8 protein-coding genes are annotated in these 11,887 nt (G+C 67.6%); 3 read left to right on the forward strand and 5 right to left on the reverse strand.

Annotated features, from left to right (window positions below):
* Positions 1-24: 24 nt before the first annotated feature.
* Complete coding sequence (locus CKO23_RS12580; protein ID WP_200331624.1) at positions 25-666, reverse strand: histidine phosphatase family protein; 642 nt, start codon at positions 664-666, stop codon at positions 25-27.
* A 342-nt stretch (positions 667-1,008) separates the two neighbouring features.
* Here CKO23_RS12580 and CKO23_RS12585 point away from each other — a divergent pair, with 342 nt between their 5' ends.
* From CKO23_RS12585 to CKO23_RS12595, 3 genes are all read left to right on the forward strand, one after another.
* Entirely contained in the window at positions 1,009-1,788 is a 780-nt protein-coding gene (locus CKO23_RS12585) for a DUF6345 domain-containing protein (protein ID WP_200331626.1), read from the forward strand.
* A 49-nt stretch (positions 1,789-1,837) separates the two neighbouring features.
* Positions 1,838-2,890: a hypothetical protein gene (locus tag CKO23_RS12590; protein ID WP_200331628.1), complete on the forward strand. Its 1,053-nt coding sequence runs from the start codon at positions 1,838-1,840 to the stop codon at positions 2,888-2,890.
* Between the two features lie 178 nt (positions 2,891-3,068).
* Positions 3,069-3,503 carry a hypothetical protein gene (locus tag CKO23_RS12595; RefSeq protein ID WP_200331630.1) on the forward strand — a complete coding sequence of 145 codons (435 nt, stop codon included), beginning with the start codon at positions 3,069-3,071 and terminating at the stop codon, positions 3,501-3,503.
* Positions 3,504-3,666: 163 nt separating this feature from the next.
* Here CKO23_RS12595 and CKO23_RS12600 read toward each other — a convergent pair whose 3' ends face one another.
* From CKO23_RS12600 to CKO23_RS12615, 4 genes are all read right to left on the reverse strand, one after another.
* Positions 3,667-5,640, reverse strand: coding sequence for a CHASE domain-containing protein (locus CKO23_RS12600; RefSeq protein ID WP_200331632.1), 1,974 nt, complete (start codon positions 5,638-5,640; stop codon positions 3,667-3,669).
* A gap of 69 nt (positions 5,641-5,709) precedes the next feature.
* A complete protein-coding gene (locus CKO23_RS12605) occupies positions 5,710-7,095 on the reverse strand; it encodes an APC family permease (RefSeq protein ID WP_200331634.1) in 1,386 nt (461 codons plus the stop codon).
* A gap of 627 nt (positions 7,096-7,722) precedes the next feature.
* Positions 7,723-10,161 carry a response regulator gene (locus CKO23_RS12610; protein ID WP_200331636.1) on the reverse strand — a complete coding sequence of 813 codons (2,439 nt, stop codon included), beginning with the start codon at positions 10,159-10,161 and terminating at the stop codon, positions 7,723-7,725.
* A gap of 200 nt (positions 10,162-10,361) precedes the next feature.
* Positions 10,362-11,486: a DUF58 domain-containing protein gene (locus tag CKO23_RS12615; protein WP_242482408.1), complete on the reverse strand. Its 1,125-nt coding sequence runs from the start codon at positions 11,484-11,486 to the stop codon at positions 10,362-10,364.
* Between the last annotated feature and the right edge of the window lie 401 nt (positions 11,487-11,887).

The raw sequence follows: 11,887 nt of genomic DNA on the forward strand, positions 1-11,887 counted from the left end.
TCCCCGGTGTGTGCTCAAAGGCGCTCATGGGTTGCCGGCCGGCTGCGCGCCGGACGCTGAGCCGAGGGTCTCGCTGACCTCCCGGAGCCCCGCGTCTGGTCGGGCCTCCAGCCAGAGCGATTCCCCGTTCCGGCGCTTCATGTCGAGAACGGTCGTGCGTGGCAGTCCTCGGACATCACGCGTGATGACGTCCATGACCCAGCCGTGCGTCACCACCAGGGTGCGCTGCCCCGAATAGCGCCCGGCGACGGCCCGCAGTGCGTCGATGACCCGGTCCGCGAACTGGTCCATGGATTCACCGCCCTCGAACAGGCAGGCCGGATTGCGGCGCAGGATCTCCTGATGGAGTCCCGGATGGGACTGCAGCAGCTGCGCCTTCGGCATGCCCTGGATCTCACCGAAATGCCGCTCCTTCAGTCCCTCGATGGCGTCCGGGTTCGGCAAGCCCAGGTCCGCCGCGACGATCCGCGCCGTTTCCAGCGACCGCCGCAGCGGGCTGGAGCAGACATGGCGGAAGCCGGCGTTCGCGCAGACTTCCGCCAGCGCATGGGATTGGCGTCGCCCCGCATCGTTCAGCGGCACGTCCGTCCATCCCTGCAGGATCCCGCTGATATTCCAGTCCGTTTCGCCATGGCGCGTCACGCAGAGTCTGGTCGGGCTGGTCATCTCACCTCTCTAAGCCATGGCGGAAGGGTCAGGTTGCTCCGCCCGACGCGGCGGGTGTTGGCGCGTCGGCCTTGATCGCGGGAGCGGCCAGGGTGGACGCGCAAGCGCGCAGTCCAGCGAACTCCGCACCGACAAGACCAATGTGATCCGATCGGGTCAGATCGGCTGGGCCGCGCCCATGCCGATAGTTCGCGTAGTCCTGAAAAAGTTCTCGAAAACAATACGATAAAAACTGGCAAGGCTCCTGCAATACCCGAGTTACCTCCAACCCGGCGCGTCCAAGCTGTCCCCGCCGATCGCAACCGACCGATGCAAACGACCGACCAAACCGACGAGGTAACCATGAAAACGACGCTCAAGCACTCCCTGCCCCTGATCACCGCCTGTGGTCTCACCCTCGGCACCGTCCTGCAGGCCGACGCCGCCGCGCGCTTCGGCACCGGCTGCCAGTCCGACTATCAGAACAACTGGCAGACCACGCTGCCCCATGTCTGGAAGCGCTGCAGCTGGTTCAACAATGAGCTCGACGACACCGACAACAAGATCTTCTACTACAACCTGCACAACGCCAAGTGGTGGTGGGAGACGGGCGGCGATCAGCTGACCCTGGACAACGTCAACCTCTTCTACGCCAGCACCCATGGCGGCGGCTGGTCGAACCGATCCGTCTGGGCCATGTGGGACGACGGCATGCTGGCCGATTCCAGATACATGCGCCTCGGCGACGAGTCCTACGGCCTCAGCATCCTCGCCACCTACGCCTGCGAGACCCTCAAGTACAACGACGGCAAGATGTGGACCCGCATGGGGCCGATCTTCCGCGGCGGGCTGCGCATCGCGCTCGGCAGTCACGACAAGCTCTACGACTCCATCACCACCGACGAGACCGGCGAGGACTTCGCCGACAACCTGCAGAAGAGCCACAGCATCCAGTACGCCTGGAAGGACGGCAACTCCGACTGGGCCGCCGCGCAGGACGTGGCCGTCATGGCCACCGGGACCAGCTCCGCCAACTGCGCGAGCCGCCGCGACAACATGAAGTGGCAGAACTACACCTCCTACAGCCGCCTGCGTGATGGCGACATCAAGCACTACTGCTACCGGGCCTGGAACAACCTCTGATCGACCACCTGGCCATCCCGATCAAACCTTCTTCAGAGAGATCACGATCATGACAGCGAACACCCTGCACACCACCAAGCGCGTTACCCCGGCCCTCCTGTCGTTGCTCCTGTTCGGCGCCGCGCCCCTGGCCCTGGCGGCCAGCTTTCCGGACCGCATCGCCTTCGCGGAGCGCTCCGCGACGATCGGACTGGGCATCGACAGTCTGGCCTTGTTGCAACGGCTCCCCGGCCAAGGCGCGGAAAAGACCGCCTCACTGCTGCTCGACCGTCTGCGCGGGCGCTCCCCCGGCGTCTTCACCAGCGAGCGCTTCCAGCGCGAGGTGAACGCGGAGCGCACCTCCTTCGTGAGCGACGAGGGCTGGTACCTGAACGTCTACGCCGACGGCACCAGCGCGCGCTACCGCAACTACGGTTACCTCGAAAAGATGGCGCCTCTGGACCGCCCGGTCGAGGAGCGCATCCCCGCGGAAGAGCTGGAGAAGCTTGGCCGCGCCTTCATCGCCGACTACCTGGGCGATCAGATCAGGCTGGGGCGTGGCGAGGAACTGGTGCCCTACTTCACCGAGGTGGAGGTCACGGGCGGCGCGGGGGCCTATGACGGCGCGCCCATGGATCCCGAGCTGGTCCATTCCAGTACCGTCGTCTTCACCCGCAGCATCAACGGCCAGCCCGTGCTCGGCGGTGGATCCAAGGTCGCCGTCATCTTCGCCAACGACGGCGAGGCGGTCGGCTTCGACTACGACTGGCCCAGCTACGGCGTGAGCAAGCGTGTCCAGCGGATCCTGCCGCTCGACCAGATCCGCCAGCGCGGCAACGACTACGCCTCCTTCAAGTCCGACGACCCGGATGTCCAGGTGCGCCACTTCGAATGCGGCTATGTCGACCTCGGCGCCCGCAAGCGTGACCCGGCCGCGCTGGTGCAGGGCGGCTGTCTCCAGCAGGCGGCACGCAAGACCATCGTCGACCCCGCGCTGAACGCCAAGGACGACAAGTCCGGCTACCTGCTGAGCGCCAACATCGACTACCTGCCGGCCGGCGAGGAGGTCCAGCCCGACGCCATGTGGGAGCAGTCGCTGCGCCGGGTGAAGGTCAAGGAGTAACCCTTTGGCGATAAGCCGAACGCGAAGGACGGAAAGCAGCCGCGCCGCGGCTGCTTTCCGCGTTGCAGCGAGGCCTCACGCCGGTGTGCCCGAGCTCCAATCGCCGCTTCCAGGCGAGCGCACCGAGGCCGCGCCGAGCACCCGGACAGCGCCCATCCATGCAGCCAGGAGACCCGTCATGCGCACATCCATCTTCTACCTGATGCTAGCCGGTGCCGTCTGGAGCGCCGCCCTCTGGGCCGTCCTGGCGTTCGACCAGGACGCGCCTGCCCCCCGGCAGGCCGAGGTCGATGTCGTGGTTCCCGCCGCCCAGGCGACCGCCACGGTCGAGCCGCCAAGCCAGCCTGTGGCGGCGTCCTCCGCCGTGCGTGCCGAGCCCAGCCGCCGCATCCTCGCCGACTCACATCGGCCCAGATCCATGCCCCTGGCGGACCAGCCGCCGCCTCCAGCCAATGAGGTCCCGGACGCCTTCCCCCTCTCCGAGCCGCACTGGCGGGACGCCGACCCGCAAGACGCCTGGCTGGAGCCCGACCTTCAAGCGCCCGTCACCAGGGAGTCCGAGCCCCTCGACAATCCCTGGGGCGGCGAGTGGAGCGATCAGGGCGGCTCCTGACGTGGGCGTCTCGCTGGGGCGTCATGGCGTGCGCCGATCGGCCCGAGATGCTCCGGGCGCGCAATCAGAGGTCAGTGCGCTGTGAACCGCAAAGGGGCCGTCATCAACCAGGCCGCGGATGTGGGCGCGAAGCCCCTCCCGCCCAGCGCGTCGCAAGCCTCGCTCAGCGTGGCGACGAGGCGGCCAACGTGACGCGGTTCTTCCCCGCCGCTTTCGAGGCATACATCGCCTCATCGGCCAAGCGGATCAGCTCCGGAAGCGTATCGGCCTGATCGGGAAACAGGGCGATACCGAAACTCGCGCCGACCGAGCACCCGGACCAGCTCAGGGCAAGGATCTCCTCGCGGAACCGCTCGGCGATCGCCGCGACGGATTGAGCATCGAGCGGATCGGCCAGTAAGACCGCGAACTCGTCGCCGCCGTAGCGGGCGGCCAAGTCTTCGCGGCGGCAGCCGTTCATCAGCACGGCCGCGATGTCCCTCAACACCTGATCTCCGGCCTGATGCCCCTGCGTGTCGTTGACGGTCTTGAAGCCATCGAGGTCGATGAACATCAGGGCGATGCGCGACCCATGGCGGTGCGCGCGCGCGACCTCCTGCTCCAGCCGCTCCTCGAAGCCGGCGCGGTTGGCGATGCCTGTCAGGGCGTCCAAGCGGGCCTTGCGTGCCTCGCGCAGCGCCGCTTTCAGCTGGATCTGCTGGGTCTCCAGCGCCAGGCGCGCCTCCTGGGCCTCGGTGATGTCCTCGGCGAAGATGGCGGTTCCGGCGATCCGACCCTGGGCATCGTGCCAGGGGCAGGTCTCCCAACGTAGCCATTGGACCGAGCCGTCCGGCCGGTCGAACGGATCCGTCTGCGTCCGCGAGCCCTCGCCGGCAAGGCCGCGATGGCAGGCCTGGCGCCAGCGCATCGGAATCGCCGGGGCCTGGGCGGCGCGTGCGTCCCCACGGCCATCCTGCTCACTCCAGCCGAAATCGCGGCGCCAGCGGCGGCTGGCGGTCAGATAGCGCATCTCCCGATCCAGTATGGCCAGCGCGACAGGGGCATCCTCGATGAAGAGGCGCAGCCGCTCCTCGCGCTCACGTAGCCGAATGGCCGCTCGGAGCCGCAACCGGAGCAGGGCGCCGAGGGCCGCTGAGACCGCGAACCCTGCCGCCAGGAGCGCGAGGGTCCAGCTGCTGGCTAAGCTGCTCGGTGCCGTCGAGAGAACCCGAAGCTCGAGGGGGCGCCCGGCAACCCGCATGGCGACCTCGTATTCCGAGGGGTGGCGGACGAACCCGGCGACATCCGAGGGGTGGCCCGACCGGTCGGCCTCGACGGCGTGGATGCAGAGCACCCTGGCGGCGTCGGGAGCCGCCGCGTCCAGCAAGACCAGCGCGACGGCCTTCCGCGGCAGGGCGCTCACCGCATCCTCCACCAGATCGCCCAGCCGCACGGCGCCGATCGCGAAGCCTTGAGCGCGAAGGTCCGTGCGTTTCGGCGCAGCCTCCGCGGGCGGCGCTCGCCGATAGGGCGCGACGACGAGCAGTCCACGCTGCTCGGCCGTCTCCTGCACCAGGGTCAAGGGGGCGGTGGCGACCGGTTGACCGCTCGCCCGGGCGCGTTCCAAGGCGGCCCGGCGCAGAGGCTCCGATCCCATGTCGAAGCCCAGCACGACAGCGTTGTCTTCCAAGGGCTCGACCTGCGCCACGGGATAGTAGTCGTCGCGGTCGGCCGCGGGACGCAGCGCTTCACCCCTCCGCTCGCGAACCCGGAAGCCGACCGAGCCTTGCTGGCGCGCCTCGGCCTCGAACGCGGCGCGTGCCGCGGCGGGTACGTAGGGTGCCCATTCGAGCGCTTGGATGGCGCGGTTGCGCTCCAGCAGAGGTCGCGCGAAGCGGGCGAAATCCTCCATTCCGACCCCTGGCGCGACCGCGAGGAATTGGGCCAGGACTTGAACGTCATTGACCAGGTTCTGAAGCCTGTCCTCGATGGCGTTTGCGTAGACGATGGCATCCTGTCGGAACAGGGCCGTTCGGGTGGCGTTCTCCGAGTGCTGCGTGGCCCAAGCCGCCGCCAGAGTCAAGAGCACGGCCAGTGCCGGGAAGAGGATCTCGGGCAGGCGCTCGATGCGCGAAGGCCTTGGGTTCGGCGTGTTCACGGCTGGGCTGGCATCCTCGCGTCTCGTGCGGTCCGGGGACGCGCGCCCGGGCCGCAAGCCGTCAGACCCTTATCGCTCCGCCAAGAGGCTGTGATGGCGCGAGTATAGGGCGTACACCAGTATCCCCAGCAAGAGCCAGAGCCCGAAGCGAAGCCAGGTCACGAGCGGCAGGTTGAACATCAGATAGAGGCAGGAGAGCCCGCCCAGGATGGGGACCATCGGCGACCAGGGCGTCTTGAAGGGGCGCGGTAGATCGGGATGGGTCCGACGCAGGGTCACGACCCCGATGCACACGAGCAGGAAGGCGGCCAGCGTCCCGATGTTGACGAGTTCGGCGACCTCGCCGATCGGCGTGAGCCCGGCCACGGTCGCCATGACGAGTCCGCTGACGATGATCACGCGGATCGGGGTGCGGGTGCGCGGACTCACCCGGGCGAACGCGGGCGGCAGCAGACCATCGCGCGCCATCGCCAGAAAGACGCGGGTGAGTCCGTAGTAGAGGACCAGCATGACCGTCGTGAGCCCGGCGATGGCGCCGGCGGCGACCAGCGCGGCGGCCCAAGGGTAACCGAGCCGCAGCATGACGTCCGCGACCGGGGAGCCGACGTTGAGCGAGGGATAGGCGACCACGGCCGTCAGCAGACCGGCCACCAGCATGTAGATGAGCGTGCAGACGGCGAGCGAGACCAGAATCCCGATGGGCAGGTCGCGCTGCGGGTTGCGTGCCTCCTCCGCGGTGGTCGAGACGGCGTCGAAGCCGATGTAGGCGAAGAAGATCAGGGCCGCGCCACCCATGACGCCCGTCCAGCCGAAGGGCGCGAAGGGGCTCCAGTTGGCTGGCTGCACATGGAAGAGCGCCACGCCGATGAAGACGCCGATGGCCAGCAGCTTGATCACGACCATGGCCGCATTGACGCGCGCACTCTCGCGCACCCCCAGGCTCAGCAGTCCAGCCAGGGCGAGCACGATGAGCGCGGCCGGCACGTTCACCCAGCCGCCCTCGGCCGGCCCCTTGGTCAGGGCCTCCGGGATGTGAAGCCCCATCGCCTGGAGGGCGTTCTCGACATAGGCGGACCAGCCGATGGCGACGGCGGAGACCGCGACGCCGTATTCGAGGATGAGATCCCAGCCGATGATCCAGGCGACGATCTCGCCCAAGCCGGCGTAGCTGTAGCCGTAGGCGCTGCCGCAGCCCCCGACGGCCGCGGCCAGCTCGGCATAGGCCAAGGCGCTGAACGCGCAGGCCGTGCCGGCGACCGCGTAGGACAGCACGATGGCCGGTCCCGCCTGGGTCGCCGCGGCGACGCCGGTGAGCACGAAGATGCCGGCCCCGATGATGGCGCCGATCCCGAGCAGCGTGAGGTCGAGCGGACCCAGGGTCCTGCGCAATTCGCTGCCCGCGGGGGCATGGTTCGCGTTGATTGCCTTGGTGCGGAAGAGCTCGGCTGTTCGCATGGGGCCTCCTGTTGGTTCCCATCGAGAAAGTTGGCGACGAAGCGTCGCGCACGCCTCCGCCACCCCTGTGGCTCGCGCGCGCCGCTGCGGATGTCGCCAGTGTCGCACGGCGGTCAGGAGCCTGTCCGACTCGGATGAAGCGGCCGCGGAATCGGGCGAAGGGTCGCTTTCGCCGCGTTGTTGAGTGACATGGCGCCACGCTGCGCCCAAGAACCGGAACGCAATGGCCGCGCTTTCCCTCGTCGCCAGGGAGAGCGAAGGCCGCTAGCGCCGGGCAGGCGTGGGCGCGTGTGACGGGGCTCAGGTCGAGGCCATGATCAACTGCCGGAGCGAGAAGCATCGGCGCGGCTCGCCCCGATGAAGCGCAGAAATGAATCTGCTCCCCCTGTTAAGGCGATTTCCGGGAAACAACCTATCCGCGGTTCCGATCCCGTAGGATGGGCAAAGCCCTGGCGATGCGCTTCTTTCGGAGTGCCGAGGGTCGCGGGGCGTGCCCATCATCGACGCTCGGTGTCTTGCAAGATGGGCACGTCCGTCTGGCGTCGAGGCTGGGTTCGACCCCAGAGCGCGGACTTTGCCCATCCTACCGATCTGACAAAGTAGAACTAAGGGCTCTGCCAGCGCCGGTCAATGCGCCCGCGTGCGGCTGATCCAGGTGAGAACGGTCCCGTGCAGTTCCTTGAGGCCTAGCGGCTTGCTGAGGTAGTCGTCCATGCCGGCATCGAGACATTGCTCGCGATCGCCGGGCATGGCGAGGGCGGTCAGGGCGATGATGGGGGTGAGTCTCAACCTGGGGTCCTGGCGCAGACGGCGGGTCGTCTCCAGTCCATCCATCTCCGGCATCTGAACGTCCATCAGGATGACGTCGGGAGACCGCTCGCGAGCCAGCTCAATGGCCAGCGCGCCGCTGCTCGCGGTCCGCACCTCACAGCCTCGGGCGCCAAGGTAGGTGGAGAACATCTCGAGGTTGCTCGCGTTGTCGTCCACCAGGAGGACGGCGGGCTGCTCGGGCGGATTGACCACGCGCTCGGCGACCGCGGCGCTGTCGCGCTCTTGCCCGAGGCGATCGGCGTTGCCCGCATCCGGCTCCCAGGGCAGAACGATCTCGAAGCGGCTGCCGGCGCCGACCTCGCTGGTGACCTCGATGCGACCCTGGTGCAGCTCCGCCATCCCGGACGCCAACGCGAGCCCGAGTCCGGTGCCGTCGTACTGACGCGCCGGGCGGCTGTCGAGCTGGACGAAGGGCTTGAAGAGGCGATCGAATTGATCGGCCGGAATGCCGACGCCGGTGTCCCAGATGCCGAAGCGCACTTCGCGGCGCTCCGCGTCGGTCGTGACAGCCAACCCGATGGAGCCGCCCTGAGGCGTGAACTTGACCGCATTGCTCAGCAGATTGACCAGCATCTGCTTGAGCCTGCGGCTATCGCCCTGGACCAGTCGGACCCGCGGATCGACGGCGAGCTCGACCCTGAGTTCCTTGCGCTTGGCCGAGGGTCCGATCAGACGCAGGCTGGCGTCACAGAGCTGATCGACAGGCACCTGATCCCAGCGCAGGTTCATCTGACCCGAGGCGACACGGGACATGTCGAGGATGTCGTTGATCAGCTCCAGCAGGTGTCTGCCGTTCTCGTGGATCATGCGCACGGCCTTGTCCTGCTGCGCGCTGAGCGGACCAAGCAGTCCGTCTCCAATGGTCTCGGAGAGACCGAGAATGGAGGTCAGTGGCGTGCGCAGCTCGTGGCTCATCGCCGCCAGGAACTCGTCCTTTGCCTGAGCGGACCTGGCCAGCTCGGCGTTGGCTCGGTCGAGCGCCAGGGTGCGGCGACGCACACGCGCGGCGAGCTGCGCACGCTCTTCGGCAAGCGCGGCGTGCGCCGCCTGCAGCGCCGTCTCCGCGTCCTTGCGGGCGGAGATATCGGAGAAGGTCACGACCGCGCCGACCAGCTCGCCATCCTGCCGAATGGGGTTGGCGAAGTATTCGACGGGAAAATGGGAGCCATCGGCCCGCCAGAAGACCTCATCGTCGACGCGCGCTGGGATGCCATCGCGATAGGTGACGAAGGCCCGGCAGCGCTCGCGCGGGTAGGGGCTCCCGTCGGCGCGGGAGTGGTGCAGAGTCTCGTGCATCTGGCGCCCCACCAGTCCGGCGGACGACTGGTAGCCGAGCATGCGCGCGCCGGCGGGGTTGCAGAAGATGCAGCGTCCCTCGCGGTCGACACCATAGATTCCCTCTCCGGTCGACTCGAGCAGCAGGCGCGACCTCGCCTCGCTCTGGGTCAGACTTGCCTGGAAGACCACCAGGTTCTCTTGCATGGTCTTGAGCGCCGCCAGCATGTCCGCCTGCTCGCCGGCGCCGGCAACCGCGATCGGCGTGGAGAAATCACCGGCGCTGATCCGGCGCGCCACCGCGGTCGCCGTGGCAATGGGTTGGCCAATCGTCCGGTCCACCAGCCAGATGAGGAAGAGCACGGCAGCACTCATGACGGCCATCATCAGCACCAGGATCCAGCGCTCCAGGCCTTGCGTCGCGGCCTCGATCTGTTTGAGCGTGGCCGCCTTGTGCGCCAGGGTGGCCGAGACCACGTCGTCGAGCAGGTCGGTCGGCTCGCGGTCGATGCCGCGGATCAGCTGATCGACCTCCAACTGCGGACTGGGCTTCTGCGGGTGATAGTGGACGAGCGCGGCGCGGTACTCCTGGCCGAGGCGACGGTGAGCCTGCAGGAACCGCTCGGCCGTGGCGCTGGCCTGGGCGTTCCCGGCCAAGAGCGGCAGAAGGGCATGGATGCTCTGACGGGTGCGCGCCTCCTCGGCCTCGAAGCGCTCGAAATATTCCTGATAGAGACCGGGATCCTGACCGCGCAGAAGGACGTTCTTCCACTCCTGGACCTGCTTCTTGAAGTGGACCTGGGCGTTGAGTGCCGAGACCAGGATGCTCGACGCCGTCTCGCGCACCTGCCCCTCGCGCTCGGACGCCCCCGTGAGCAGGTGGAAGCCGTACAGACTCGCGATCAGATTGACGATGAGGATCGAGATCAGCCCGGCGGCGAGCTTGGATCGGATGTGCATGCGGTGCGGGTGGCAGTGGAAACGGCTGAATTCCGCAGCCGATTCAGCCCAGGTCGGACAGGCTCCTCGACACGGCGGTTGCGGGATCATCGAATGACAGGCCCGACATCATAGCCGCCTCGCCCAAACTTGCCCATCAATCACATCCGCAAGACCGCGGACCCATGCCGGATCGCCAGCGGCGGGAACGCGCACGGAGATCAGAGCGATCCAGCCCTTTTGATCGCGAAATAGCGATTGACCAGGGCGATGGGGAGTTGCGAGGGAAGCACGTCGAGTACCTGCACCCCCAGGTGCTGGAGCCGCTCCTGGTCGCGGCGCCGCTGCGCCAGCCAGTCGTTGACGGTATGGAAACGCAGCGCGGTCTGCAGCGTTTCGATTGGGGCGTCCAGACTCTCATCCAGCGCCGACTCGCGCAGATCCGCGATGACGACCAGATGGCGCCGCCGCAGCAGGCTCGCCGCCTGCTCCAGCCCGACCTGGTCCTCGCCCCGGCTGTTGGTGATGACCACCACCAAGGCGCGCCTGGGCACCGCCTGGAGCAGTTGCTGCGCGGCCATGAGCGGATCGGATGCCTCAAGGCTCGGCTGGATGTCATAGATGGATTCGAGGAGCCGATTCACCGTCCCTGGCTCCTTGCGGGGCGCGAACCAGCGTCGCGGCCCACCGTAGGTCATGAGGCCGACGGCATCACCCTGACGAACGGCGACGTAGGCAAGCAGCAAGAGCGCATTCAATGCCTCGTCCAGATGCCCCCGACCGGCATCGACATGGCGCATGCGGCGACCGCAGTCGAGCAGGAAGAGGAGGCGCTGATCGCGCTCGTCCTGATACTCGCGCGAGATCAGCTTGCGCATGCGCGAGGTGGCCTTCCAGTCGACCTGGCGCAGACTGTCGCCGCGCCGATACTCGCGCAGCTGATGGAATTCCGCGCCCGTCCCGCGCCGCTGCAATCGCCGCACCCCGAACTGCGCGAGCTGGTCGTTCGCGGCCAGCAGTGTGTAATGGCTGATCTCGGAGAAGTTCGGAAAGACGCGCAGCCTGGCCGGGAGCGTCAGGGTCCGCCGTTGGTGCCAGAGCCCGAGCGGGGAGTGGACGAGCAGATCGCAGCCGGCCATGGGAAAGTCGCCGCGCGCGTGCGGGCGCAATCGATACCGCAGTCGGGCGCCTTCCATGCTCCCAAGGCGCAGGCGACGCGGGAGCCCCTGGACAGCGAAGTCCGCCGGGTGGAGGTCATGCAGCTGCAGCCTCAGGGGCTGCCGCGCGGTGTTCTCGACCATCAGCTCGACCGGGCTCCAGACCCCTTGTGGTAGGGTCTTGCCCATGCTTCGCGTGATCGCGGGAGACGGGAGCCTCCGTACCAGGAACAGGTCGGCGACAGCGAGGCCAGCCAATAGAGCCCCGGCGATCTGCCAGGCCGCAACGGCTGGCGGCAGCCAGACGGCGGCCAGGCCCAATCCTGTCCAGCCCATCAAGGCGACGACAAAGATCGCGTTTGGCCTCACCCTAAGCAACTTGCTTCATCCGATCGATCTCCAGTGAGCGCCGCTTGATGTCCCGATAGAGACGGGCCATCGCGTCAGCGTTCCGTAGCCCCGTCGTAACTGTTCAGGACCACTTGCCAAGCCATGATCTGTGCCTGTAATTTCTTGCCATGAGCGATTCTCCAACCCCATCAGTGCCACCCGATAGCCTTGAAGCAGAGGTGGTGCGTTTGCGGGCAGAG

This window comes from Thiocystis violacea, assembly GCF_016583565.1.
Taxonomy (GTDB): Bacteria; Pseudomonadota; Gammaproteobacteria; order Chromatiales; family Chromatiaceae; genus Thiorhodococcus; species Thiorhodococcus violaceus_A.

Excerpts from the sequence above, each read along its gene's own strand:
- CKO23_RS12615 (WP_242482408.1), bottom strand. The coding sequence starts at position 11,486 with ATGGGCAAGACCCTACCACAAGGGGTCTGGAGCCCGGTCGAGCTGATG.
- CKO23_RS12590 (WP_200331628.1), top strand. The coding sequence starts at position 1,838 with ATGACAGCGAACACCCTGCACACCACCAAGCGCGTTACCCCGGCCCTC.
- CKO23_RS12610 (WP_200331636.1), bottom strand. The coding sequence starts at position 10,161 with ATGCACATCCGATCCAAGCTCGCCGCCGGGCTGATCTCGATCCTCATC.
- CKO23_RS12580 (WP_200331624.1), bottom strand. The coding sequence starts at position 666 with ATGACCAGCCCGACCAGACTCTGCGTGACGCGCCATGGCGAAACGGAC.
- CKO23_RS12585 (WP_200331626.1), top strand. The coding sequence starts at position 1,009 with ATGAAAACGACGCTCAAGCACTCCCTGCCCCTGATCACCGCCTGTGGT.
- CKO23_RS12605 (WP_200331634.1), bottom strand. The coding sequence starts at position 7,095 with ATGCGAACAGCCGAGCTCTTCCGCACCAAGGCAATCAACGCGAACCAT.
- CKO23_RS12595 (WP_200331630.1), top strand. The coding sequence starts at position 3,069 with ATGCGCACATCCATCTTCTACCTGATGCTAGCCGGTGCCGTCTGGAGC.